22 protein-coding genes are annotated in these 23,380 nt (G+C 63.6%); 13 read left to right on the top strand and 9 right to left on the bottom strand.

Annotated features, from left to right (window positions below):
- Positions 1-17: 17 nt before the first annotated feature.
- Positions 18-479: a DUF421 domain-containing protein gene (locus AC1RRC_RS27210; protein ID WP_493058736.1), complete on the top strand. Its 462-nt coding sequence runs from the start codon at positions 18-20 to the stop codon at positions 477-479.
- 18 nt (positions 480-497) lie between these two features.
- On the opposite strand, the gene rfaE2 is transcribed toward AC1RRC_RS27210, so the two are convergent.
- Both rfaE2 and AC1RRC_RS27200 read right to left on the bottom strand, forming a co-directional pair.
- Positions 498-980 carry a D-glycero-beta-D-manno-heptose 1-phosphate adenylyltransferase gene (rfaE2, locus tag AC1RRC_RS27205; protein ID WP_493058735.1) on the bottom strand — a complete coding sequence of 161 codons (483 nt, stop codon included), beginning with the start codon at positions 978-980 and terminating at the stop codon, positions 498-500.
- A 17-nt stretch (positions 981-997) separates the two neighbouring features.
- Positions 998-2,197: a PilT/PilU family type 4a pilus ATPase gene (locus AC1RRC_RS27200; protein ID WP_493058734.1), complete on the bottom strand. Its 1,200-nt coding sequence runs from the start codon at positions 2,195-2,197 to the stop codon at positions 998-1,000.
- A gap of 148 nt (positions 2,198-2,345) precedes the next feature.
- On the opposite strand from AC1RRC_RS27200, the gene AC1RRC_RS27195 reads away from it, so the two are divergent.
- Genes AC1RRC_RS27195 through AC1RRC_RS27185 form a run of 3 tightly spaced genes read left to right on the top strand, consistent with a single transcriptional unit; the run spans position 2,346 to position 4,582 of the window.
- A complete protein-coding gene (locus AC1RRC_RS27195) occupies positions 2,346-3,284 on the top strand; it encodes a hydrogen peroxide-inducible genes activator (RefSeq protein ID WP_493058733.1) in 939 nt (312 codons plus the stop codon).
- Between the two features lie 54 nt (positions 3,285-3,338).
- Positions 3,339-4,193 carry a 4-hydroxybenzoate octaprenyltransferase gene (ubiA, locus tag AC1RRC_RS27190; protein WP_493058732.1) on the top strand — a complete coding sequence of 285 codons (855 nt, stop codon included), beginning with the start codon at positions 3,339-3,341 and terminating at the stop codon, positions 4,191-4,193.
- A gap of 32 nt (positions 4,194-4,225) precedes the next feature.
- The gene (locus tag AC1RRC_RS27185) at positions 4,226-4,582 is read left to right on the top strand and encodes a glycine zipper domain-containing protein (RefSeq protein WP_493058731.1); all 357 of its coding nucleotides are present in this window, start codon (positions 4,226-4,228) and stop codon (positions 4,580-4,582) included.
- A 4-nt stretch (positions 4,583-4,586) separates the two neighbouring features.
- Here AC1RRC_RS27185 and AC1RRC_RS27180 read toward each other — a convergent pair whose 3' ends face one another.
- Positions 4,587-5,363: a substrate-binding periplasmic protein gene (locus AC1RRC_RS27180; RefSeq protein WP_493058730.1), complete on the bottom strand. Its 777-nt coding sequence runs from the start codon at positions 5,361-5,363 to the stop codon at positions 4,587-4,589.
- A gap of 161 nt (positions 5,364-5,524) precedes the next feature.
- Between AC1RRC_RS27180 and AC1RRC_RS27175 the strand changes: the two genes are divergently transcribed.
- Both AC1RRC_RS27175 and AC1RRC_RS27170 read left to right on the top strand, forming a co-directional pair.
- A complete protein-coding gene (locus AC1RRC_RS27175; RefSeq protein ID WP_493058729.1) occupies positions 5,525-6,514 on the top strand; it encodes a porin in 990 nt (329 codons plus the stop codon).
- 12 nt (positions 6,515-6,526) lie between these two features.
- Positions 6,527-7,273: a substrate-binding periplasmic protein gene (locus AC1RRC_RS27170; RefSeq protein ID WP_493058728.1), complete on the top strand. Its 747-nt coding sequence runs from the start codon at positions 6,527-6,529 to the stop codon at positions 7,271-7,273.
- A 96-nt stretch (positions 7,274-7,369) separates the two neighbouring features.
- On the opposite strand, the gene proC is transcribed toward AC1RRC_RS27170, so the two are convergent.
- Positions 7,370-8,200, bottom strand: a complete 831-nt coding sequence (gene proC / locus AC1RRC_RS27165) for a pyrroline-5-carboxylate reductase (protein WP_493058727.1) — start codon at positions 8,198-8,200, stop codon at positions 7,370-7,372.
- Positions 8,197-8,919: a YggS family pyridoxal phosphate-dependent enzyme gene (locus tag AC1RRC_RS27160; RefSeq protein WP_493058726.1), complete on the bottom strand. Its 723-nt coding sequence runs from the start codon at positions 8,917-8,919 to the stop codon at positions 8,197-8,199. Before AC1RRC_RS27160 ends, proC begins: the two co-directional genes overlap by 4 nt.
- Positions 8,920-9,011: 92 nt before the next feature.
- Here AC1RRC_RS27160 and AC1RRC_RS27155 point away from each other — a divergent pair, with 92 nt between their 5' ends.
- Genes AC1RRC_RS27155 through AC1RRC_RS27135 form a run of 5 tightly spaced genes read left to right on the top strand, consistent with a single transcriptional unit; the run spans position 9,012 to position 16,187 of the window.
- Positions 9,012-10,055, top strand: coding sequence for a type IV pilus twitching motility protein PilT (locus AC1RRC_RS27155; protein ID WP_493058725.1), 1,044 nt, complete (start codon positions 9,012-9,014; stop codon positions 10,053-10,055).
- A gap of 3 nt (positions 10,056-10,058) precedes the next feature.
- Positions 10,059-11,195 carry a PilT/PilU family type 4a pilus ATPase gene (locus tag AC1RRC_RS27150; RefSeq protein ID WP_493058724.1) on the top strand — a complete coding sequence of 379 codons (1,137 nt, stop codon included), beginning with the start codon at positions 10,059-10,061 and terminating at the stop codon, positions 11,193-11,195.
- 24 nt (positions 11,196-11,219) lie between these two features.
- Positions 11,220-11,705 (top strand): glutathione peroxidase, encoded by a 486-nt coding sequence (locus AC1RRC_RS27145; protein ID WP_493058723.1) that lies wholly within the window; start codon positions 11,220-11,222, stop codon positions 11,703-11,705.
- 49 nt (positions 11,706-11,754) lie between these two features.
- Positions 11,755-15,198 (top strand): MHYT domain-containing protein, encoded by a 3,444-nt coding sequence (locus tag AC1RRC_RS27140; RefSeq protein ID WP_493058722.1) that lies wholly within the window; start codon positions 11,755-11,757, stop codon positions 15,196-15,198.
- Positions 15,195-16,187 (top strand): HD domain-containing phosphohydrolase, encoded by a 993-nt coding sequence (locus AC1RRC_RS27135; RefSeq protein WP_493058721.1) that lies wholly within the window; start codon positions 15,195-15,197, stop codon positions 16,185-16,187. Before AC1RRC_RS27140 ends, AC1RRC_RS27135 begins: the two co-directional genes overlap by 4 nt.
- A gap of 99 nt (positions 16,188-16,286) precedes the next feature.
- Here AC1RRC_RS27135 and glcF read toward each other — a convergent pair whose 3' ends face one another.
- From glcF to AC1RRC_RS27120, 3 genes are read right to left on the bottom strand one after another with little or no spacing between them, the layout of a single operon-like run.
- Complete coding sequence (gene glcF, locus AC1RRC_RS27130; RefSeq protein WP_493058720.1) at positions 16,287-17,552, bottom strand: glycolate oxidase subunit GlcF; 1,266 nt, start codon at positions 17,550-17,552, stop codon at positions 16,287-16,289.
- A complete protein-coding gene (gene glcE / locus AC1RRC_RS27125) occupies positions 17,542-18,648 on the bottom strand; it encodes a glycolate oxidase subunit GlcE (RefSeq protein ID WP_493058804.1) in 1,107 nt (368 codons plus the stop codon). Before glcE ends, glcF begins: the two co-directional genes overlap by 11 nt.
- Before the next feature lie 18 nt (positions 18,649-18,666).
- Entirely contained in the window at positions 18,667-20,163 is a 1,497-nt protein-coding gene (locus AC1RRC_RS27120; protein WP_493058719.1) for an FAD-linked oxidase C-terminal domain-containing protein, read from the bottom strand.
- A gap of 82 nt (positions 20,164-20,245) precedes the next feature.
- On the opposite strand from AC1RRC_RS27120, the gene AC1RRC_RS27115 reads away from it, so the two are divergent.
- Positions 20,246-20,821 carry a cob(I)yrinic acid a,c-diamide adenosyltransferase gene (locus AC1RRC_RS27115; RefSeq protein ID WP_493058718.1) on the top strand — a complete coding sequence of 192 codons (576 nt, stop codon included), beginning with the start codon at positions 20,246-20,248 and terminating at the stop codon, positions 20,819-20,821.
- Here AC1RRC_RS27115 and AC1RRC_RS27110 read toward each other — a convergent pair.
- Positions 20,818-21,765, bottom strand: coding sequence for a LysR family transcriptional regulator (locus AC1RRC_RS27110; RefSeq protein ID WP_493058717.1), 948 nt, complete (start codon positions 21,763-21,765; stop codon positions 20,818-20,820). The two genes, AC1RRC_RS27115 and AC1RRC_RS27110, sit on opposite strands and share 4 nt — an antisense overlap.
- Positions 21,766-21,880: 115 nt before the next feature.
- Here AC1RRC_RS27110 and AC1RRC_RS27105 point away from each other — a divergent pair, with 115 nt between their 5' ends.
- On the top strand, positions 21,881-23,347 hold the full coding sequence (locus AC1RRC_RS27105) for an SGNH/GDSL hydrolase family protein (protein WP_493058716.1): 1,467 nt from the start codon (positions 21,881-21,883) through the stop codon (positions 23,345-23,347).
- Positions 23,348-23,380: the final 33 nt, after the last annotated feature.

Raw genomic sequence — 23,380 nt, 5'->3', positions numbered from 1 at the left:
AAACGACAGGAGGCGCCATGTTCGACATGGAATTACCCTGGTGGGAATACATCGCGCGCGCCACCATCATTTATGGGGCGCTGCTGGTCATGGTGCGGATTTCCGGCAAGCGCACGGTGGGGCAATTTTCCCCGTTTGATTTACTGGTGATTATGCTGCTGTCGGAAGCCGTGTCGAATTCCCTGTCGGGTGGCGACCAGTCCGTGCCCGCCGGCCTGCTGCTGGCCGCCACCCTGATTGCCCTGAACATGCTGATCGCCTGGATCACCGCGCACAGCCGCAAAGCCACCGACTGGATCGAAGGCACGCCGGTGCTGCTGGGCCGGCATGGCAAGATCTTTCACGACGCGGCTGTGAAAAACCGCGTGGCGGAAAGCGACATTGAACGCGCGCTGCGCGAAGATGACTGCAAACTCGAAGATATGCAGTGCATCTTCCTGGAATCGGATGGCAAAATCACCATCCTGAAAAAACCTTAATGACCGCTCAGTTGCCGCTCAGTTGCCATACATGCGCACCCGGGCCAGCAGCTTGGTGGTCGAGCGGTCGTGTTCAAAATCGATCGCCACGGCCTTGCCGCCATACGCCAGCACCGCCTGCCCTTCCGGAATCGCGGTCATGTCGTAGTCGCCGCCCTTGGCATAGATCTCCGGCTGGCATTCCTGCACCACTTCCAGCGCCGTCTGTTCATCGAACGCCACCACCAGGCTGGCCGCTTCCAGCGCGGCCAGCACCGCCATCCGGTCTTCACAATGGTTCAGCGGGCGGTCGTCGCCCTTGCCAAGGCGTTTCACCGACGCGTCGGTATTGACCGCCACCACCAGCGAGGCGCCCAGCGCACGCGCCTGCGCCAGGTACGTCACGTGGCCACGGTGCAGGATGTCAAATACGCCGTTGGTCAGCACCACTGGCTTGGGCAATGCCGCCACGCGCTCCTTCAAGGTGGCGCGGCTGCAGATTTTGTCTTCAAATTCAGGCATGGATATGGGTCATGGTTTCAGGTTTTGGTGCCGGAAGCGTCATCTTCTTCCTCTTCTTCTTCCTCGATCTGCATGCTCAAGCTGCCGGCGCTGCTGGAACTGGCGGCATCGCCGGGCTCCTTGCGGTCGCCGCGCAACTTGATTTGCAGACGCAGGCCGTTGGCGGAATCGGCATTGCGTATGGCTTCGTCGTACGAAATGAAGCCCTTATTATAAAGTTCATACAGCGCCTGGTCGAACGTGCACATGCCCAGCTCGCGCGACTTGTGCATGATTTCCTTAATTTGCTGGAAGTTCCCCTTCAAGATCATTTCCGCGATCGTCGGCGAATTGAGCAGGATTTCAATCGCCGCCTTGCGGCCCTTGCCATCTTCCGTGCGAACCAGCCGCTGCGACACAATCGCCCGCAAGTTCGACGATAAATCCATCAACAGCTGGTTACGCCGCTCTTCCGGGAAGAAGTTAATAATGCGGTCCATGGTCTGGTTGGCGTTGTTGGCGTGCAGCGTGCCGAGGCACAGGTGGCCGGTTTCCGCAAACGCAATCGCATGTTCCATGGTTTCCGTATCGCGGATTTCACCAATCAGGATCACGTCCGGCGCCTGCCGCAAGGTGTTTTTCAGCGCGTTATGCCACGACAGGGTATCGACGCCGACTTCGCGGTGCGTGATCAGGCAACCCTTATTCTTGTGCACGTATTCAACCGGGTCTTCCACCGTGATGATGTGGCCGGCCGAATTCGCGTTGCGGTAATCAATCATGGCCGCCAGCGTGGTCGACTTGCCGGACCCGGTGCCGCCCACCACCAGCACCAGGCCGCGCTTGGTCATGATGACTTCCTTGAGTACTTCCGGCAAATCGAGCTTCTGGAAGTTCGGGATTTCCGACGCGATGGTGCGGATCACCATCGCGACATTTTGCTGTTGCACGAACACATTGACGCGAAAACGGCACACGTTCGGCAGCGAGATCGCGAAATTGCACTCCATCTCGGCCTGGAACTCGGTGCGCTGCCGTTCATTCATGATGGCGTACGCCAGCGCCTTGGTAACTTCCCCCGTCAGCCGCTGCTGGCTCAGGGGTTTCATTGAACCCTGCGACTTCATGCTGGGCGGGAAGTCGGCGGAAATGAACAAGTCGGAGCCGCCGGTCTGGTGCATCACCGTCAGCAATTTATGGATGTAGGCCTGGGCTTCCTCGTGACCAAAAGTAGACATGCGCATCGCTCCTGTCAGGCTGTAACCGGTGCGGCCCATTATATGCTTCGGCCTATGCCGTGACCATTGCCCGACGTTACGACTTTAGCTTGTACTTCAGACCACACGACCATTGCATGCGTCGGTTGCCTGTGTTCAAATAGATTGCATGACACTGACCGAGCTGAAATACATTGTCGCTGTTGCGCGCGCCAAACACTTCGGACACGCCGCCGAAGCCTGTTATGTCGCCCAACCCACCTTATCGGTCGCCATCAAAAAACTCGAAGATGAACTGGGCGTGGTCCTGTTCGAACGGGGCGGCGCGGAAATCTCGGTTACACCACTGGGCGCGCAAATCGTGGCCCAGGCCGAGCGGGTGCTGGAACAGACCGCCGCCATCAAGGAACTGGCCAAGCAAAACAAGGATCCGCTGGCCGGCCCGCTGCGTCTCGGCGTGATTTACACCATCGGCCCTTACCTGTTGCCGCCGCTGGTCAAAGCCATGGTCAGCCATGTGCCGCAAATGCCGCTGATCCTGCAGGAAAACTTCACCGTCAAATTACTGGAAATGCTGCGCCAGGGCGAACTCGACGCGGCCATCATGGCGCTGCCCCTGCCCGACCATGGCATGGCGCTGCAAGCGCTGTATGACGAACCGTTTGTGGTCGCCATGCCACACAATCACCCGTGGGCGGCCCGCAACACCATTCCCGCCGAAGACTTGAAGACCGAGACCATGCTGTTGCTGGGCAATGGCCACTGCTTCCGCGACCAGGTGCTGGAAGTGTGCCCGGAAATGGCGCGCTATGCGGCGCCGGGCAACGGCATGCAGCGCACGTTCGAAGGATCGTCGCTGGAAACCATCCGCCACATGGTGGCCAGCGGCATCGGCCTGACCGTGCTGCCGCGCGCGTCGGTGCCCGACATGCAGGCGCAGGACGGCATGCTGCAATTCCGCCCCTTCTCCGATCCGGAACCCACCCGCCGCGTCGTCATCGTGTGGCGCAAGAGCTTTACCCGCAAGGCCGCCATCGACGCCATCTGCACCGCGGTGGCGCAGTGCAAGCTGCCCGGTGTCACCCCGGCCACCGCCAGCGAGGCCTGAAAGGGGTCCTGACGCCGGGCTATAATCGCGCTTTTGCCCGATAAAGCCATCGCGATGAACAAGCTGCAGCTCTATTTCCGCCTGATCCGCCTCGACAAACCCATCGGCACCGTGCTGCTGCTGTGGCCAACCCTGGGTGCGCTGTGGCTGGCCAGCGGCGGCGTGCCCGACTGGCGCATCCTGCTGATTTTTTGCGTGGGCACTTTCTTGATGCGCTCGGCCGGCTGCGCCGTCAACGATTACGCGGACCAGGATTTCGACCGCCACGTCAAACGCACGGCGGAGCGCCCGATCACCAGCGGCCGGGTCAGTGGCAAGGAAGCCCTGGCGGTGGCGGCGGTGCTGGCGCTGGCGGCCTTCATCCTGATCCAGCCGCTCAATGCGCTGACCAAGCAATTGAGCGTGGCGGCGCTGCTGATTGCGGGCACCTACCCGTACTTCAAGCGCTTCTTCGCGATCCCGCAAGCCTACCTGGGGATCGCGTTTGGCTTTGGCATCCCGATGTCGTATGCCGCCGTGCAAGGCACGGTCCCGGCAGTCGCGTGGTGGCTGCTGGCGGCCAATGTCTTCTGGGCCGTCGCCTACGACACGGAATATGCCATGGTGGACCGCGACGACGACCTGAAAATCGGCATCAGGACCTCCGCCATCACGTTTGGCCGGCATGACGTGGCCGCCATCATGCTGTGCTACGCGGTCAATCTCGGCATGCTGCTGGCGGCCGGCATCCACTATGGCCTGGGCCCGTGGTTCCATGCCGGCCTTGCGGTGGCGGCGGGCTGCGCGGGGTACCACTACACTTTAATCCGGGGCCGCGAACGTGCGCCCTGCTTCGCCGCATTCCGGCACAATAACTGGCTGGGAGCGGCGGTATTTGCCGGCATCGCGCTGGATTTCGCGCTGCGTTAATCCTAATTTCACCCACCCACAGAGAGGGCGCCATGGACCAGACTCACACCCCCACCACCGGCAGCACTGGCAATACCTTGCGGCAGGAAGCCGGCGCCGACCGCGAACGCTTGCTGAGCCATTTGCGTGAGGCGGTCAGCGACGCGGAACAATGGCTCAAGGCCACCCCGAAAGATGCGCCGGCCGACATCGAGCAGGCGAAAACCCAGTTCCGGGAAGCGATCGATGGCGCCAAAACGGATTTACTGAAGCTGGAAGACACGGTGCTGGCGCGCGGCAAGCTGGCCTGCAAGGCCGCCGATGCCTATGTCCAGGAAAGCCCATGGGTGGGTGTGGGCATCGCGGCCGCGGCGGGTCTCGCGCTCGGTTACCTGATCGGCCGGGAGTAATCCCTCAGCGCGCCGATGCGCCATTGCTGATGTTGTAGCGGTTGCGTACGTGCTGCAGCCAAACCCGCTCCTGTTGCAGGAAATGGGAAAACTGTTGCACCACGTCCGGATAACGCACTGTCGACAGGCGGAAGTCGCTGCGCGCATGCGGCAAGCCCGGATCAAACTGCAAGCCGCCGGGCGCATGCAACTGCTCGTCCAGCATATGGTTGGCGACGTCCACGTTGACATACACCGCGTCGATATGGCCGGCCAGCGCCAGCCGCAGCAAACTGTCAAAGCTGCTGCTGGTGGTGAGCGTGATGGCCTTGCTGTCGATCGCCTCCTGAAACGGCCACGGCGTGAAACCCAGCGCCGTGCCCAGCGATTTCAATTCCACCATTGGACGGCCGCGGCGGCGCGGCAACACCATGGCCCCTTCCGCTGTCGTCACCACCACATCGCTGTAACTGAGAGTGACGCCGCTGCGTAATTCTTCGCGCCATTTCGGGTTATCCGGATACTTGAAATCCACAGTCCGCTCTTTCAGCAGGGCCGAATACAGGCGGTTGATCGGCAGCGGCACATAGCGGAAGGTATAGCCGTGGCGCTTTGCGAACGCATCCAGCACTTCGCGCGCAAAGCCCGCGTATTCATTATTGCGGTCGATCGTGTGCAAGGGGTAGTACTGCAGGCTTTCCACGCCCACGACAAACACCCGCCCCGCCGACGGCTCGGCACAGGCAGCCCATGTGGCGCCCCATCCCACCAGCAAGGCCAGCAATGCGCGGCGCAGTTGCATGCGTCATCCCCTGGAAAAGTCCCAGCATACCCAACGCGGCGAGTCCGCGCCATACAGACCGTTGCCAATTTGCACAAGATTACAGGCAGCCATTGCAGGTGCTCCGGCCCAGGAGTACAACAGGGAGAAGCGCCACGCGCGTGACAAATGCGGAATCCATCATGCAAAACCCACTGGCAGTACTACTGTGCCTGGTTCCGGCATGGGCCTGCGCGCAACAGCCGGCGCCACAATCCATCACGGTCTACGGCGTCATGGACCTGGCCATCGCCGCCGACAGCAACTCCGGCAAATCATCGATGCGGGTCGACAGCGGCCAGCAAACCGCGTCGCGGCTCGGCATCCGTGGCCAGGAAGACCTGGGCGGCGGCCTGTCCGCCAGCTTCATGCTGGAATCGCAAATCGAATCCGATACCGGCGCCCCGTCCTTTGCCGGACGGGTGTTTGGCAGCCAGGCGTGGGTCGGCCTGTCCAGCCCGATCGGCACGGTCCGGGCGGGCCGCATGTTCACCCCGTACTTCGGCGCGATTGCCACCAATGACCCGTTCGACGCCAAGGGCCCCGGCGAATCGACCCGGGTGTTTTATGACTCCGGCGTGCGCATGGATAACACCGTCAAATATTCGCTGCCATCGGACTTGCACGGTTTTTATGGCGACATTGCCTGGGCTGCCGGCGAAAGCGCGGTCAGCAGCAGCGCCAACCGCCAGGTCAGCATGGATGTCGGCTACAAGACCGGCATCTTCAATATCCAGCTGGCGCACCATGACGCCAACGACGCGGCTGGCGCCACCCTGGCGCGCAGCACCATGATCGGCGGGAATATCGACCTGGGCCCGGTGCGCGGCTGGCTGGCGGCAGCGCGCAGCACCAACGACAAGACACTCAATACGCGCGACTTGCTGGTCGGCGTGTCGGTGCCGTTCGGCTTGCATTTGCTGTCGGCGGATTATGTCCGCAAGACCGACCGCGGCAACCCGAACGCGGGCGCAAAACAGCTGGCGGCGGGCTACTACCATTTGTTATCGAAGCGTACCAACCTGTATCTGGTATCCTCCCGCCTGCGCAACGGCAGCGCAGCGAATTACCAAACCACGCTGCCGGGCGGTTCGCGGCGAGTGATCGCTGTGGGCATACGGCATCAATTCTGACGATCTCTGAACATGAACCTGCGCAGTACCTTCGCTTTGCTGGCTATCGGCTGGCAGTGCGCGGCCCCCTCCATGGCGGCCGACGTGAGCATGGCCTTTGGCGAAAAAATCCCGCCATTCTGTTTCCCGGAAACGAATTCCGGGATTGAAGTGGAAGTGCTCGGTGAGGCGCTGGCTTACCGTGGCCACGTGCTCAAGCCTCGCTATTATTCGTTCGCCCGCATCCCGGTCGCCTTCAAGGCGAAGGAAGTGGACGCCGCCATGACCGACCTGGGCCAGGATTTACGGCCCGACGGCGCACATTACGGCGACCCGGCCGTGTTTTACGACAACGTCTTCATCAGCCTGAAAGACCGCAACCTAGTGATCCGCAAGCCGGAGGACTTAAAGGGGCTGTCGGTGATTTCCTTTGCCGGCGCCGCGCGCCGCTATCCGGACTGGCTGGCCGCCGTGCAGGCCGAAGGCCATTATTACGAACAAAATGACCAGGCCTTGCAAGTGCTGACGCTGGACAAGGGCCGCTATGACCTGGTGCTCAGCGACCGCAATATCTTCAAGTACTTTACCTTGCAATTGCGGCAGACCGGTTATAAGCCCAAGCCCACCACCGAACATGCGTTTGTGCGCTTCAATCCCATGGATTACCGCCCGGTGTTCCGCGACCGCAAAATCCGCGATGATTTCAACGCGGGCTTGAAGCATTTGAAAGACAGCGGCCGGTTCCAGGCCATCTACCAGAAATATCTGGGCGAACCGTAGGGCGGTTTCCAAGGGAAGCCGCCATTGCCGGCAGCCCGCTACTACTGGCGCTGCCGTAACGCATGCATGGTGGCTTTGCCTAACGGCAAAACCACCCTACGCCTTGCCCAGTTCCTCGCCCAATTGCCGGCCTCGGGCAGCCGCCGCTTTCATCGCGGTGATGATGGCTTGCTTGACGCCGCTTTCTTCCATGCTGGTCAGCGCCGCATAGGTGGTGCCGCCTTTCGATGTCACGCGTTCGCGCAGCACCGACACCGGTTCATCCGATTGCGCCGCCAGTTGCGCCGCGCCGGTAAACGTCGCCAGCGCCAGTTGCTTGCCCTGCTCCGCGTTCAGGCCCATTTCCAGCGCGGCCTGCTGCATCGCTTCGATAAAGTAAAACACGTACGCCGGGCCGCTGCCCGATACCGCCGTCACCGGATCGATCAGCGCCTCATCGTCCAGCCAGACTGTGCCGCCCACCGCTTTCATGATGGCGTCCGCCGCCGCGCGCTGCGCCGCCGACACGCCGCTGGCCGCCACCATGCCGGTGATGCCCTGGCCGATCAGCGCCGGCGTGTTCGGCATGGTGCGCACGATGGCCGCATAGCCGCCTAGCCAGCGCGACAAGTCCTGCGCGCGGATGCCGGCGGCAATCGACAGCAGCAGCGCCGTGCCGCCGGCCGGCAGCAGCGGCAACAGCTGCGCCGTCACCTCTTTCATGATTTGCGGTTTCACGGCCAGCACGATCACGTCGGCCTGCGCAATCGCCGCGGGCGACGCCTCGGCCGAGGGTGCGGTGGTGACGCCGTATTGCGCCTGCAGGCGTTCGAGCGAGGCGCTGTTCGGGTCCACCACGTGGATATTGGCGCCGGCCGTCAGTTTGCCGGCCAGGCCGGCGATCAGCGCGGCGGCCATGTTGCCGCCGCCGATAAATGCGATTTTCATGATGATTCCTTGGTGGAGTAGGTGCGCGCGCCAAAAATGGCCGAGCCCACGCGGACAATGGTGGCGCCTTCCAGGATGGCGGCCCGCATGTCGCCCGACATGCCCATCGACAGCGTATCGAGCGGCAGGCCTTCGGCGCGCAGCGATTCATACAGGGTGCGCACGCGGGCAAAGGCCGCGCGCTGTTGATCGAAATCGTCTTCCGGTTCCGGGATTGCCATCAGCCCGCGCAGGCGCAGCTTTGGCATGGCCGCCACCGCATGGGCCAGCGCGGCCACGTCCTGCGGCGCGGCGCCGCTCTTGCTGGCCTCGCCGCTGATATTGACTTGCAGGCAGACGTTCAGCGGCGGCAAGCCGCTTGGGCGCTGGTCCGACAGGCGCTGGGCGATTTTCTCGCGCTCGACCGTGTGCACCCAGTCGAAATGTTCCGCGATGGGGCGGGTCTTGTTGCTTTGGATCGGACCGATGAAGTGCCATTCCAGCGCCTGGTCCGGCGTGGGGGTGGCGCTGGCCAGGGCGCGGATTTTGTCCAGCCCTTCCTGCAGGTAGTTTTCGCCAAAGGCCAACTGGCCGCCCTGTACCGCTTCCAGCACGCTTTCCGGGCCAAACGTCTTGGAAACCGCCAGCAACTGCACAGCCCCGGCCGGCCTGCCTGCCTCGTGCTCCGAGGCAACAATGTTGTCTATGACTGCTTGCAAGTTCCGGGCTATTCTGGCCATAATCGTTGAGCGGGAGAGTTGACAATTGCTGGACCCGCGCGTCCGCGCCTCCCGGGAGGAAGGCGCCCGAACCGCAGGCACAGGGATTATAAATGGACATTTCCGAATTACTCGCATTCTCAGTGAAGAACAAGGCTTCCGACTTGCATTTGTCGGCCGGCCTGCCGCCCATGATCCGGGTGCACGGCGACGTGCGCCGCATTAACCTGCCGCCGATGGAGCACAAGGATGTGCACGGCATGATTTATGACATCATGAACGACGGCCAGCGCAAGGCGTACGAGGAAATGCTGGAATGTGACTTTTCATTCGCGATCCCCGGCCTGGCGCGCTTCCGCGTCAATGCCTATAACCAGGAACGGGGCGCGGCCGCGGTGCTGCGGACCATTCCGTCGAAGATCATGAGCCTGGAAGAGCTGCACTGCCCGAAAATCTTCGCCGACTTCGCATTGAAGCCACGGGGACTGGTGCTGGTGACGGGACCGACCGGTTCCGGCAAGTCCACCACCCTGGCGGCCATGATCAACCACCTCAATGAAAACGAGTACGGCCACATCCTGACCATCGAAGACCCGATCGAATTCGTGCACGAATCCAAGAAATGCCTGATCAACCAGCGCGAAGTCGGTCCGCACACGCTGTCGTTCAATAACGCGCTGCGCTCGGCGCTGCGGGAAGACCCGGACGCGATCCTGGTCGGCGAATTGCGCGACCTGGAAACCATCCGCCTGGCCCTGTCGGCGGCGGAAACCGGCCACCTGGTGTTTGGCACCTTGCACACCTCGTCCGCCGCGAAAACCATCGACCGTATTGTCGACGTGTTCCCGGCCGAAGAAAAGGAAATGGTGCGCGCGATGCTGTCCGAATCGCTGCAAGCGGTGATTTCACAAACGCTGTTGAAGACCAAGGATGGCGGCGGCCGCGTGGCGGCGCATGAAATCATGGTCGGCACACCGGCGATCCGCAACCTGATCCGCGAAGCCAAGATCGCGCAAATGTATTCGGCAATCCAGACCGGCAGCAACGTCGGCATGCAGACCTTGGACCAGAACCTGACGGACCTGGTGCGGCGCAACGTGATTTCGTCGGCGGCGGCGCGCTTTGCCGCCAAGATCCCGGAAAACTTCCCAGGGTAATTTATGGAACGCGACCAGGCATCCAAATTCATGTTCGACTTGCTGCGCCTGATGCTCAGCAAGAAAGGTTCGGACTTGTTCATCACGGCCGGCTTCCCGCCCGCCATGAAAATCGACGGCAAAATGACGCCCGTTTCGGCCCAGCCACTGACTCCGGCCCACACCGCCGACCTGGCCCGTTCCATCATGAACGACAAGCAGGCAGCCGGCTTTGAAATGTCGAAGGAAGCCAACTTCGCCATCAGTCCCGGCGACCTGGGACGCTTCCGCGTGTCCGCCTTCGTGCAAATGGGCTCGGTCGGCATGGTGCTGCGGACGATTAACTCGACCATCCCGAAACTGGAAGACCTCGGCCTGCCCGAGGTGCTGAAAGAAGTCATCATGGCCAAGCGCGGCCTGGTCATCATGGTGGGCGCCACCGGTTCCGGCAAGTCCACCACCCTGGCGGCCATGCTGGGCTATCGCAACCACAACAGTTACGGCCACATCATCACCATCGAAGACCCGGTGGAATTCGTGCACCCGCATGGCAATTGCGTGGTGACGCAACGCGAAGTGGGGGTCGATACGGAAGACTGGGAAATCGCCCTGAAAAACACCCTGCGCCAGGCGCCGGACGTGATCCAGATTGGCGAGATCCGCGACCGCGAAACCATGGACCATGCGATTGCCTTCGCGGAAACCGGCCACCTGTGCCTCGCGACCCTGCACGCCAACAGTTCCAACCAGGCGCTCGACCGCATCATCAACTTCTTCCCGGAAGAGCGCCGCCAGCAATTGCTGATGGATTTGTCGCTGAACCTGAAAGGCATGATTTCGCAGCGTCTGGTGCCCCGCAAGGAAGCCAAAGGCCGCGCGGTGGCGATTGAAATCATGCTCAATTCCCCCCTGATTTCCGACTTGATCTTCAAGGGCCAGGTGCATGAAATCAAGGAGCTGATGAAGCGCTCGCGCGAACTGGGCATGCAAACGTTTGACCAGTCGCTGTTCGACCTGCATGAAGCGGACTTGATCACGTATGAAGACGCGCTGCGCAATGCCGATTCCGTCAACGACTTGCGCCTGCAAATCAAGCTGGAAAGCAAGGCGGCGAAAAACCGCGACATGTCGGCCGGCACCGAGCACCTCGGCATCGTGTAAATAACCTCAATTACTAGGATAACAATGACCACTGTCTTTGACTTCAAGGCCGATTCCCTGGCCGGCAAAGCCGTCGACCTGTCGCAGTACAAGGGCAAGGTGCTGCTGATCGTGAACACGGCCAGCAAGTGCGGTTTCACGCCGCAATATGAAGGCCTGGAAACCGTCTACAAGCAATTCAAGGATCAGGGCGTGGAAGTACTGGGTTTCCCGTGCAACCAGTTCGGTTCGCAGGAACCGGGCGCGGAAGAGGAAATCGGCGCGTTTTGCCAGAAAAATTATGGTGTCAGCTTCCCCATGTTTTCCAAGATCGACGTCAATGGCGACGATGCACACCCGCTGTACAAGCACTTGAAAAAAGCCTCGCCGGGGCTGCTGGGCACGGAAGGCATCAAATGGAATTTCACCAAGTTCCTGGTCCGCAAGGATGGCACCGTGTACAAGCGCTATGCGCCCACCACCAAGCCCGAAGAATTGACGGACGACATAGCAAAACTGCTGGCGGAATAGGCGCATTTCAGCCCGGCCTTTGCCGGGCTTTGTTTTTTATGGTGCCAAAATGACTACAGTCACCGCATACCTGACACAACTGTTTTCCCCGCCCACCGATCCATCGATGCTGACCTATGGGATTTATGATCCCTGGCTGGTCGTGCTGTCGGTGGTGGTGGCCAGCTTTTCATCGTGGATGGGATTGCAGATGGCGGGCCAGGCGGCGTCCGCGGCCACCCCGAACCTGCGCCGCGCGGCGCTGCTGACCGGCAGCCTGGCGCTGGGCAGCGGCGTGTGGGCCATGCACTTCATCGGCATGCTGGCCTTTAACCTGTGCACCGGCGTCGAATATGACCGCGCCCTGACGATCTGGTCGATGCTGCCCAGCATTGCCGCGTCCTGCGTGGCGCTGTCGCTGATCGGCCGCAAACGCATCAATGGCTGGCAATTGCTGATGGGCGGCGTGCTGGTGGGCGCCGGCATCGGCGCCATGCACTACACCGGCATGGCGGCCATGCGCAGCACGCTGGAATTGCGCTATGACCCGTGGATGTTCGGCTTGTCGATCCTAGTGGCGGTGGCGCTGGCCACCCTGGCGCTGTGGGTGCGCTTTGGCCTGTCGATGCTGCGCACGTGGATCACGGAATCGACGCGGTTGGGCATTGCCGGCGTCACCATGGGCTGCGCCATCGCCGGCATGCATTACACCGGCATGGCGGCGGCCCGCTTCGTCGGCCGGGTGGAACCGGACGCCGCCAGTGAAATCCTCAATGCGCCCTTCCTGGCGCTGGCCGTCTCGCTGATCACGGCGGTGTTCACCTTGCTGGTGACGTCGGCCAATGGCTTGCTGCGCTACCGCGCGCTGTTCTTCCAGTTGCGGGAAAGCGAATCGTGGATGCGCGCCCTGCTGGAAACCGCGGTCGATGGCGTGGTGACGGTGGAATCGGACGGCACCATCCGCGAATTCAACAAGTCGGCCGAACGCATCTTTGGCTGGAAGCGGGAAGAAATCGTCGGCAAGAATGTACGCCTGCTGATTGCCGACCCGGCCCGCTCCGCGCGCGACGGTTTGCTCAGCCATTTGAAGGATGGCCGCGAAGGCATGATCGGCGAAAGCCAGGATATCCTCGCCCTGCACAAAAGCGGCGCCAAGGTCCCGGTGCGCAATGCCTATGGCCATGCGCGGCTGGCGAACCAGGATTTGTATGTGTGTTTCGTCACCGACATCAGCGAACGCAAGGCCATGGAACAGGCGCTGCGCGACAGCGAACAGCAATTCCGCTCGCTGATCGGCAATATCCCCGGCATTTCCTACCGCGCGCTGCACGCGCCGGGCTGGCCCATGGTGTTTGTCAGCGCGGCGGTGGAAACCCTGACCGGCTATCCGCCGGAAGAATTCCTCGGTGCGCCCGCCACCCGGCTCTATGGCGACCTGATCCACCCGGACGACCACGAACACGTGGCGCGCGGCCTGGAACTGGCGATCTCGCGCAGCGAACCGTTCACCATTGAATACCGGTTGCGCCACCGTGACGGCAGCATCCGCTGGATGTGGGAAAACGGCAGCGCCATTTTTGACGACAAGGGCAAGGTGAAATGGCTGGACGGCGTGATCCTCGATATTTCCGGTCGGCGCCAGATGGAAGAGGAATTGCGCACGGCGAAGGAGCGCGCCGAACAGGCCGCCGCCGCGCGCTCGGCGTTCCTGGCCAACATGAGCCATGAAATCCGCACGCCAATGAACTCCATCCTCGGCTTCACCGACGTGCTGCTGCAGGGTGAACTGGCGCCCGACCAGCGCCGCCATCTGGACACGGTGCGCAACTCCGCCCGCTCGCTGCTGCGGCTGCTCAATGAAATCCTCGACACGGCAAAACTCGACAAGGGCGCCGTGGAACTGGAAGAAAGCGATTACAACCTGCTGGGGCTGGTCGATGAACTGTCCTCGACCATGGGCGCCAATGCCGCCGCCAAAGGGCTGGTGCTGAGCGTGCAGTACAGCGACGCGCTGCCGCACCGGCTGCGCGGCGACGAATTGCGCGTGCGCCAGGTGCTGACCAATTTACTGGGCAACGCCATCAAATTCACCAGTGCCGGCCATGTCACGCTGGCGCTGGCGCTGGATGAACAGGACGGCCTGGAACAATTGCACGTCACGGTCACCGACACCGGCATCGGGATCCCGGAAAACCGGCTGGGGGCGATTTTTGAACCGTTTACCCAAGCCGATGCCTCGATGAACCGGCGCTTTGGCGGCACCGGCCTGGGCACCACGATCTGCAAGCAGTTGACGGAGCTGATGGGGGGGCGCATCTGGGCCACCAGTGTCGAGGGCCAGGGCAGTGAATTCCACGTGCAGCTGCCGCTGATCTATGCCACCTCGACGACCAACCCCGGACAGCAGGACAACCAGCAGGCATTACCGCCATTACCGGCGCTGCAAATCCTGGCGGCCGACGATGTGCCGCAAAACCTGGAATTGCTGACCTTATTGCTGGGCAAACGGGGCCACTCCGTCGTTACCGCCAGCGACGGTGCGGCCGCCGTGCAACTGGCGGCGGATGGCCGGTTCGACGTGATCCTGATGGATGTGCAAATGCCCTTCATGGACGGGCTGGAAGCCACGCGCCGCATCCGCGCCGAAGAGCAGGCGCAGGGCCGCCCGCGCGTGCCCATCATCGCCATGACGGCCAGCGTGCTGGAAAAAGACCGGACTGCCACCAGCATCGCCGGCATGGATGGTTTTTCACCGAAACCCGTCGACATGCTGGTGCTGGTGAAGGAACTGGCGCGCGTGCTGGGGCTGGACTTGCCTGAATTGCCCCAGGAAGATGATAGCGGCGTACCGCGCGTGCTGAACCTGGGCCAGGGGTTGCGACGCTGGGGCGGCCAGGAACAGCCGTATTACCGGGCCTTGCACATGTTCGTACAGGAACGCATGGGCCTCGGCCAGCAACTGGGCGCCATCATGTCCGGCGAACGCTATTTGGATGGCGCGGCACTGACGCACCAGGTCAAGGGCGTGGCGGCCAACCTGGGACTGGAACAGCTGGCGGCCGTGCTCGACCGCCTCGAACATGCATGGCAACAGGCCGCCGCCAGCGCCGATGCGGCGATGGACGAGCCCGACAGCCGCAATACGCTGGCAGCGCTGCTGGCGCAAACCAGTGAGCAGGTGGCCATCGCCTGCGCCGCCATGACCACGGTGCTGGCAGCCCAAGACCGGGGTGGCGCCGCCTCCGGCGCGGCGGAGCAGGCGGCGGCAGCGCCGGCGCTCGATGCGGCGCACGTGCGTGCGCTGGCGGACCGGCTGCACCAGTCGATCGACAGCGGAGCGTTCGACGAGGCCCTGCTGCAATCCTTCGCGCAAGCGCTGGCCGGCCACGCCGCGCCGGGCAAGCTCGATGAATTGCGCGGTGCGATGGATAATTTTGATTTCAGCGCGGCCCACGCGCGGCTGGAGGCGCTGCTGGCTGCCTGCCTGCCGCCAGCGGCCGGGAGTACACCATGAACAACAAGCGCCAGGCCGTCATCCTGGCTGTCGATGACGAACCGATCAACCTGCAATTGCTGCGGCAAATCCTGCAAGACCGCTACCGGCTGCTGTTTGCCAAGGATGGCCCGCGCGCGCTGGAACTGGCGGCGCGCGAACAGCCGGACCTGATCTTGCTGGACGTGATGATGCCGGACATGACCGGCTATGAAGTGTGCAAGCACTTGAAAGCCGACCCTGCCACCTCAGGCATTCCCGTGATCTTTGTCACGGCGCTGACCGATACGGTCGATGAAGTGGCGGGCTTTGAGGCGGGCGGCGTCGACTACATCACCAAGCCCGTCAGCCCGCCCGTGGTGAAGGCGCGCGTACAGTTGCACCTGTCGCTGGTGCGCATGGATGAACTGAAAGCGAGCCGGCTGGAAATCGTGCAGCGCCTGGGATTGGCGGCCGAGTACAAGGATAACGAAACCGGCCTGCACGTGATCCGCATGAGCCATTACGCGCGCCTGCTGGGCATCGCGGCGGGGTTGCATGAAGATGACGTGGACGACTTGTTCAATGCGGCGCCAATGCACGACATCGGCAAGATCGGCATTCCCGACCGCATCCTGCAAAAGCCCGCCAAACTCGATCCCGACGAGTGGAAAGAGATGCAGAACCACCCCACCATTGGCGCCAGCATCATCGGTGACCATGCGACCGGCATGCTGGCCGTGGCCTACGACGTGGCGCGCACCCACCACGAAAAATGGGACGGCAGCGGTTATCCGGCCGGACTGAAAGGCGAAGCCATCCCGCTGGCGGGACGCATCGTGGCGATCGCCGACGTGTTTGATGCGCTGACGTCCGTGCGGCCCTATAAACGCGCGTGGACGGTGGAACAGGCGTGCGACCATTTACGGGAGCAGCGGGGGCAGCATTTCGATCCGGCGCTGGTGGATTTGTTCCTGGGGCTGATTCCCCAGGCCGTGGAAATCATGACCAAGTGGGCGGAGCGGGATTAACGGCACGGGGACGCTGACCGCGTAGGGCGGCTTTTACAAAGCCGCCTGCCTGCGTCAACGCGGCGCATGCATGGCGGCTTCCGCAGCGCGGAAACCGCCCTACGATATCAACGCCTGCTCCAGTATTTCTATCCAGTGCAGTACCGGCTTGTCCGTCCCCGCCTGCAAATGCGCCTGGCAACCGATGTTCGCCGAGGCATACACCGGCGCCCCGGTCTCTTCCAGCGCCGCCAGCTTGCGCTCGCGCAGCTGATGCGACAGCTCCGGCTGCAGCATCGAATAGGTGCCGGCGGAACCGCAGCATAAATGGCTGTCCGCGCACAGCGCCACCTCGACCCCGGCCGCGCGCAGCACCTGCTCCGCCTTGCCCCGGATTTGCTGGCCATGCTGCAGTGTGCAGGGCGGGTGATACGCGATGTGCGCGCCGCCCGCGCCCTGGCGGTCCGCCGCCAGCGCGCGGACCGGCGCTTCCAGCGCCGCCAGCACTTCGCTGAGGTCGCGCGTCATGGCGGCAATCCGCTGCGCCTTGACGGCATAGGCCGGATCATGCGCCAGCAGGTGGCCATATTCCCTGACGCTGGCGCCGCATCCGGACGCCGTCATGACGATGGCTTCCACCGGCTCTGCGCCCGGTTCACCAGTACCAGGTTCGCCCGACACATAAGGCCACCACGCATCGATATTGCGGCGCATGTCATCGAGCCCGCCATCCTGGTCATTCAAGTGGTAGCGCAGCGCGCCGCAGCATCCCGCCACCGGCGCGGCAAACAGGGTGATCCCCAGCGCGTCGAGCACGCGCGCCGCCGCCGCATTGATCGATGGCGCCAGCCCCGGTTGCACGCAGCCCTGCAACACCAGCATGCGGCGCGCATGGGTGCGCTGAGGCCAGGCGCCGGCCGGACGCGCCGCCACCAGCTTGTCCTGCAAGTCTTTCGACAATAAAGGCCGCACCAGCCGTCCCAGTTTGACGGCCGGCGTGAACAGCCAGCGGCGTGGCAGCGCCTCTTTCAACACATAACGCCGGATGCGTTCGGGCAGCGGACGCGGCACCTGGCTGTCCACCACCTTGCGGCCGATATCGGCCAGCCGTCCATACCGCACGCCGGACGGACAGGTGCTTTCACAGCTGCGGCAGGTCAGGCAGCGGTCCAGGTGCGTTTGCGTCTTCGTTGTGACCGGCGCGCCTTCCAGCACTTGCTTGATCAGGTAGATGCGGCCGCGCGGACCATCGAGTTCATCGCCCAGCAACTGGTACGTGGGACAGGTGGCCGTGCAAAAGCCGCAATGCACGCAGGCGCGCAGGATCGCTTCGGCTTCATCGCCGTCGCGGGTGTTCTTGATGAAGTCCGCCAGCTTAGTTTGCATAGTCCGCGTCCTCCTCGGCGAATAACCTGCCCGGATTGAACAGCCGGTCCGGATCGAACGCCTGTCGCATGCGCCGGTTCAGCAGCGCCAGCGCGGGCGATTGCGGATGGAATACCGGCACGCTTTTATCCGGAGAACGGAACAAGGTGGCATGGCCGCCGGACGCCGCCACGGTGCGGCGGATATCGGCGGCGCGCGCGGCAGGTTCGGCACATGCGGCATCGGCATGCAGCCAGCGCTGGCCGCCGCCCCACTCGATCAGCGATTGTCCTTTCAGGATGATCGCGCTGGCATGGGGCGGCACCGCCATTCGCCACAAGTGCGGCGTGTCGAAGTACGGATGGGTGTGATCGCGCAAGGAAGACCACAGCGCCTGCGCATCGGCATCCGGCATGACCGATGCCTGCGTTCCCGCGCCCAGCTTGTCCACTGCCGCCGCCACCGCGCTGTCGGCGCCGGACAGGCGCAGCGACAGCACGCCGCCATGCCAGCAACTGGCCGACAGCGGCAGTGGCTGGCCGGCCCACTCGTTGAGCTGGCGCAGCGCGGCAATTTCATCGAGCGGCATCCGCAAGGTGGCTTCCCGCACTGGCGCCGGCAACACTTTCAGCGACACTTGCGTGATCAGGCCCAGGGTGCCCATGGACCCGGCCAGCAGCCGGGACACGTCATAGCCGGCCACGTTTTTCATGACCTGGCCGCCAAAATTCAATACCTCGCCGGCGCTATTCATCAATTGCGCACCCAGCACGAAATCGCGCACGCTGCCGGCCGCCATGCGGCGCGGCCCCGACAAGCCTGCCGCCACCACGCCGCCGATGGTCGATGCCGCGCCAAACCGGGGCGGCTCGAACGCCAGCATTTGCCCGTGCCGCGCCAGCAGTGCTTCGATGTCGGCCAGCGGCGTACCGCAACGCGCGGTGATCACCAGTTCCGACGGTTCATAATCCACCACCCCGGCATGGCCGCTGGTATCGAGCAAGGCGCCGATGGGGGCGCCGCCATACCAGTCCTTGGTGCCGCCGCCACGGATGCGCAGCGGCGTTTTATCGGCCGCCGCCTGGCGGACCTGGTCACGGAAGGTATCGAGCATCATGGTTGCCAAAACGGTTCCTTAAAAACGGGGCAAGTCCGGATGCGGCAACACGCCGCCCGTCACGCGCAGCTTGCCGAATTCAGCGCAGCGGTTCAGCGTCGGAATCGCCTTGTCGGGATTGAGCAGCGACAGCGGGTCAAAGGCACGCTTCAGGGCAAAGAACGCCTGCAACTCGGCCGCCGTGAATTGCACGCACATGGAATCGATTTTCTCGATGCCGACGCCATGTTCACCGGTGATGGTGCCGCCCACTTCCACGCACAGCGCCAGGATATCGGCGCCAAACGCTTCGGCGCGGCGCAATTCATCGGGCTGGTTCGCATCGAACAGGATCAGCGGGTGCAAATTGCCGTCGCCGGCATGGAACACATTGGCGCAGCGCAAGCCGTACTTGTGTTCCATCGCTTCGATCCCCTGCAGCACACGTGCCAGGTGCTTGCGGGGGATGGTGCCATCCATGCAGTAATAGTCGGGAGAAATGCGGCCCGCTGCGGGAAACGCGTTCTTGCGGCCCGACCAGAACTTCAGCCGCTCCGCTTCGCTGGAAGACACCGTGATCGCGCCCGCTCCCGCCGCGCGCAGCACCGCCGCCATGCGGGCAATTTCCTCTTCCACTTCTTCCACAGTGCCATCGGCTTCGCACAGCAGGATGGCGGCGGCTTCCGTGTCATAGCCGGCCTTGACGAACGGTTCGACCATGCGCGACGAAGTGCGGTCCATCATTTCCAGCCCGGCCGGAATGATGCCGGCCGCGATCACGTCCGCCACCGCATTGCCGCCAGCCGTGACATCGTCAAACGAGGCCATGATGACGCGCGCCATGGCCGGTTTCGGCACCAGCTTGACCGTCACTTCCAGCACGATGCCCAGCATGCCCTCGGAACCAATGAACGCGGCCAGCAAATCCAGGCCCGGCGCGTCGGGCGCCTCACTCCCCAATTCGATCACATCGCCCTCGATGGTGCCGATCCGCACCCGCAGCACATTGTGGACAGTGAGGCCGTATTTGAGGCAATGCACACCGCCCGAGTTTTCCGCCACGTTGCCGCCGATGGTGCAGGCGATCTGCGACGAGGGATCGGGCGCGTAATACAGGCCGTGCGGCGCGGCTGCTTCGGAAATGGCCAGGTTGCGCACGCCCGGCTGCACCACGGCCGTGCGGGAATAGGCGTCGAGCCGCACAATGCGGCTCATGCGCGCGGTCGACAGCACCACGCCGTCGGCGATCGGCATCGCGCCGCCCGACAATCCGGTGCCGGCGCCGCGCGGCACCACGGGCACCCGCAAGCGGCGGCACACTTCCAGCACCGCCAGCACTTGCTGCTCATCGGCAGGCAGCACGACGATCATCGGCAACTGGCGGTAGGCGGACAGGCCGTCGCATTCATAGGGGCGGGTATCTTCCGGGGCGCTCAGGACCGCGCTCGACGGCAGCACGGCCAGCAATGCCTCGGCAACCTGCTGGCGGCGTTCGGGCGAAACGAAAGGGGCAAGTTGAGCGGTGGTGGCGGACATGGACTTATTTTAGGTGCAAACCCGGTATTTGTCGTATCCTGCCGGGATTCACCAATTTCTGAAACACGCGGAGAAACTTACCATGGGCAACCGCCTTTCAAAAATCGCAACCCGTACCGGCGACAACGGCACAACGGGCCTGGGCGATGGCACCCGTACCGACAAGGATAGCGTGCGCATTTGCGCCATCGGCGACGTCGATGAATTGAATTCCCATATCGGCCTGCTGCTGTCGGAAGACATGCCGGACGACATGCGCGATGAACTGGTCGGCGTGCAGCATGACTTGTTCGATCTCGGCGGCGAACTGTGCATTCCCGGCTACCAGATGATCAAGGAAGAACACGTGGAAAAGCTTGACGCGCTGCTGGCCAAGCACAACACGACCTTGCCGGCGCTGACGGAATTCATCTTGCCGGCCGGTTCGCGCGCCGCTTCGCTGGCCCATGTGTGCCGCACCATTTGCCGCCGCGCCGAGCGCAGCATCGTCACCCTGGGTAAAACCGAAACCATCCACGACCACCCGCGCCAATACGTCAACCGCCTGTCGGACTTGATGTTCGTGCTGGCGCGCGTGTTGAACCGCTTTGCCGGCGGCGGCGACGTGCTGTGGCAGCACGAACGCAAGAAGAAGGCCAAGCCGCAGCGCGACGCTTAAGGCTGCTGCTGCATCGGCTGCAGCATTGGCTGCAATCCGGCCTGCACGAAGTCCATGAATACCCGCGCACGCAAAGGCTGGTAGCGGCGCGACGGGTACAGCAGGTGCACTTCCTGCGGTAGCCCTTGCCATTGCGGCAGCACGCGCCGCAGCTTGCGCGCCGCCAGCAAATCCTGCACCAGCCAGGCCGGGCACAGGCCGATGCCCGCGCCCAGGACCAGGCTGTCCCGTATCGCCAGCGCGTTATTCACGCGGAAACGGCCATGCGTTTCCACCGCGACCGTGCGCACGCCATTGCTCAATTGGTCGCTCAACTCGTCGTTCAATGCCTCGCGCAATTCCACGCGGCCGCCGCTGCTCAGCCATGCGTAGCGGATGTACTCATGCCGCGCCAGGTCTTCCGGCCCGCGCAATGGCGGGCGCCCTTTCAGGTAAGCCGGTGACGCCACCAGCCAGCGCGGCGAACCGCCAATCCGGCGCGCCACGGCATTGGGCGGCAAATCGCCGCCCAGCCGCAGCGCGACATCGACACCCTCTTCCACCAGGTCCACCATCCGGTCATTCAGGATCAGTTCGATTTCCATGTCCGGGTAATGCGCCAGGAAATCCTGCACCAGTGCGTTCAGCCGGAACTGGCCCAGCGCGACCGGCGCGTTGACGCGCAACAGGCCGGCCACCGTCCCGGTCTGCCCGCGCGCCTCCGCCACGGCTTCCCCGTATTCCTCCAGCACGCCCTTGCCGCGCTGGTAAAAGCGCCGGCCCTGCACGGTGGGCGACAGGCTGGCCGTGCTGCGTTCCAGCAGGCGCACACCCAGGCTGTCTTCCAGCGCGGCGATCACCTTGCTGACCGTGGGCTGCGTGGTGCCCTGTTCGCGCGCCACCGCCGACAGGCTGCCCAGTTCCACGGCACGCACGAAGTATTGCAGGGAGCGGATGGTATCCATCGTTCAGTTTATCCCGATCTCATTCCAATATCGAATGAATAATAGTCCAGATTTCCTTCTTCCACACATGAATGGAATGATCGAAGATGGGCCGGTCAACCAACAGGAGATCATCATGCTCAAATCACTTGCCGCACTCGGCTTGACCGCAGCCCTGGCCCTGCCAGCCACGGCGCAACAATGGCAGACCAGCTGGTACGCCGCGCCGCAGCCGGTGTGGGATAGCGGTTTCGTGCTGCCCACCGGTGTCCCGCTCACCCTGGAAAACCAGACGGTGCGGCAAACCCTGCGGCTCAGTACCGGCGGCGCGCAATTGCGGATCGTGTTGTCCAACCGTTATGGGCTGGAACCACTGGTGATCGGCGAAGCACGCGTTGCGCGCACCGAAGCGGAGGAACCCGGCGGCAGCGCGTCCGGCGGCGCCTTCCCGGCGGCAAATGGCCGCGCAGCACCCGGCTCGTCGCGGCTGACATTTGGCGGCAACGTATCCGTGACCATCGCGCCCGGCCAGCACGCGGTCAGCGACGCCGTGGACTTCCGCGCCCGCCCGCTGGAGCGTCTCAGCGTATCCACCTGGCTGCCGCAACGCGCGGCGGTCACGACGTTCCACTGGGGGGCGCAGCAAACCGCCTTAATCGCCGCTGGCAACGCGACGGCGGCGGCCAACCTGCCTGGCGCGGCGCCACTGCCCGGCCGGGTTTTCCTCAATGCAGTGCAGGTGGCGATGCCAACCCGTGAACCGGTTCCGGGCACGGCGGCTGCGGCAGAAGCGGCGGCACAAGCGGCAGTACAATCGGCGGCACATACGGCGACCGAAGCGGCGGGACGAACGGCGGCACCAGCGGTGGCTCAAGCAGTGACACAAGCAGCCAGGCCGTCGCCACCCCGGCGTGGCGGTCTGGTCGTGGCGTTGGGCGACTCCATCACCGACGGCAATGGTTCGGCGCCGGACCGCGACCGCCGCTGGCCGGACTACCTGGCGCAAACGCTGGCGCCGCAAGGCGTCGCCGTCGCCAATGCCGGCATCAGCGGTGCGCGCCTGCTGGCGGACGGTATGGGCGAACGGGCGGCCGCCCGTTTCGAACAGGATGTGCTGGCGCAGCCGGGCATCACGGCGGTCGTGGTGGCGCTGGGCATCAACGATATCGGCTGGCCAGGCAGCGCCTTCGCGCCGCACGACCCGGCCATGCAGGCGGACGCGCTGGCCGCCGGCTATTTGAAGCTGATTGCCCGCGCCCGCGCCCGCAACGTAAAAATCATCGGCGCCACCATCACGCCATTTGAAAACGCATTGCAGGGCACCGCGCTGGCGGACCACTACAGCCCCGCCAAGGATGCGGTGCGGCGCAAGGTCAACGACTGGATACGCAACAGCGGCGCGTTTGACGCGGTGGTGGATTTCGATGCGGTGCTGCGCGATCCGCAACGGCCGGCGCGCATGCTGGCGGCCTATGACTCAGGCGACCACCTGCATCCCGGCGACACGGGGTATCGGGTGATGGGGGAAACAGTGGCCGCGGTAGTGCGCGGCGCCGTGGCGGGCCGCGCTCCCGCAAGGACCGGCGCGGCTGCGCCGCATTGATACGCCTGTGGTCGAGCGCCGCCGCCGGGGGAA

Source organism: Pseudoduganella sp. GW821-FHT12E03 (assembly GCF_058807115.1).
The sequence above is the reverse complement of the archived record's forward strand: the minus strand, read 5'-3'. Positions and strand labels throughout refer to the sequence as shown.

Excerpts from the sequence above, each read along its gene's own strand:
- AC1RRC_RS27210 (WP_493058736.1), top strand. The coding sequence starts at position 18 with ATGTTCGACATGGAATTACCCTGGTGGGAATACATCGCGCGCGCCACC.
- rfaE2 (WP_493058735.1), bottom strand. The coding sequence starts at position 980 with ATGCCTGAATTTGAAGACAAAATCTGCAGCCGCGCCACCTTGAAGGAG.
- AC1RRC_RS27200 (WP_493058734.1), bottom strand. The coding sequence starts at position 2,197 with ATGTCTACTTTTGGTCACGAGGAAGCCCAGGCCTACATCCATAAATTG.
- AC1RRC_RS27195 (WP_493058733.1), top strand. The coding sequence starts at position 2,346 with ATGACACTGACCGAGCTGAAATACATTGTCGCTGTTGCGCGCGCCAAA.
- ubiA (WP_493058732.1), top strand. The coding sequence starts at position 3,339 with ATGAACAAGCTGCAGCTCTATTTCCGCCTGATCCGCCTCGACAAACCC.
- AC1RRC_RS27185 (WP_493058731.1), top strand. The coding sequence starts at position 4,226 with ATGGACCAGACTCACACCCCCACCACCGGCAGCACTGGCAATACCTTG.
- AC1RRC_RS27180 (WP_493058730.1), bottom strand. The coding sequence starts at position 5,363 with ATGCAACTGCGCCGCGCATTGCTGGCCTTGCTGGTGGGATGGGGCGCC.
- AC1RRC_RS27175 (WP_493058729.1), top strand. The coding sequence starts at position 5,525 with ATGCAAAACCCACTGGCAGTACTACTGTGCCTGGTTCCGGCATGGGCC.
- AC1RRC_RS27170 (WP_493058728.1), top strand. The coding sequence starts at position 6,527 with ATGAACCTGCGCAGTACCTTCGCTTTGCTGGCTATCGGCTGGCAGTGC.
- proC (WP_493058727.1), bottom strand. The coding sequence starts at position 8,200 with ATGAAAATCGCATTTATCGGCGGCGGCAACATGGCCGCCGCGCTGATC.
- AC1RRC_RS27160 (WP_493058726.1), bottom strand. The coding sequence starts at position 8,919 with ATGGCCAGAATAGCCCGGAACTTGCAAGCAGTCATAGACAACATTGTT.
- AC1RRC_RS27155 (WP_493058725.1), top strand. The coding sequence starts at position 9,012 with ATGGACATTTCCGAATTACTCGCATTCTCAGTGAAGAACAAGGCTTCC.
- AC1RRC_RS27150 (WP_493058724.1), top strand. The coding sequence starts at position 10,059 with ATGGAACGCGACCAGGCATCCAAATTCATGTTCGACTTGCTGCGCCTG.
- AC1RRC_RS27145 (WP_493058723.1), top strand. The coding sequence starts at position 11,220 with ATGACCACTGTCTTTGACTTCAAGGCCGATTCCCTGGCCGGCAAAGCC.
- AC1RRC_RS27140 (WP_493058722.1), top strand. The coding sequence starts at position 11,755 with ATGACTACAGTCACCGCATACCTGACACAACTGTTTTCCCCGCCCACC.
- AC1RRC_RS27135 (WP_493058721.1), top strand. The coding sequence starts at position 15,195 with ATGAACAACAAGCGCCAGGCCGTCATCCTGGCTGTCGATGACGAACCG.
- glcF (WP_493058720.1), bottom strand. The coding sequence starts at position 17,552 with ATGCAAACTAAGCTGGCGGACTTCATCAAGAACACCCGCGACGGCGAT.
- glcE (WP_493058804.1), bottom strand. The coding sequence starts at position 18,648 with ATGATGCTCGATACCTTCCGTGACCAGGTCCGCCAGGCGGCGGCCGAT.
- AC1RRC_RS27120 (WP_493058719.1), bottom strand. The coding sequence starts at position 20,163 with ATGTCCGCCACCACCGCTCAACTTGCCCCTTTCGTTTCGCCCGAACGC.
- AC1RRC_RS27115 (WP_493058718.1), top strand. The coding sequence starts at position 20,246 with ATGGGCAACCGCCTTTCAAAAATCGCAACCCGTACCGGCGACAACGGC.
- AC1RRC_RS27110 (WP_493058717.1), bottom strand. The coding sequence starts at position 21,765 with ATGGATACCATCCGCTCCCTGCAATACTTCGTGCGTGCCGTGGAACTG.
- AC1RRC_RS27105 (WP_493058716.1), top strand. The coding sequence starts at position 21,881 with ATGCTCAAATCACTTGCCGCACTCGGCTTGACCGCAGCCCTGGCCCTG.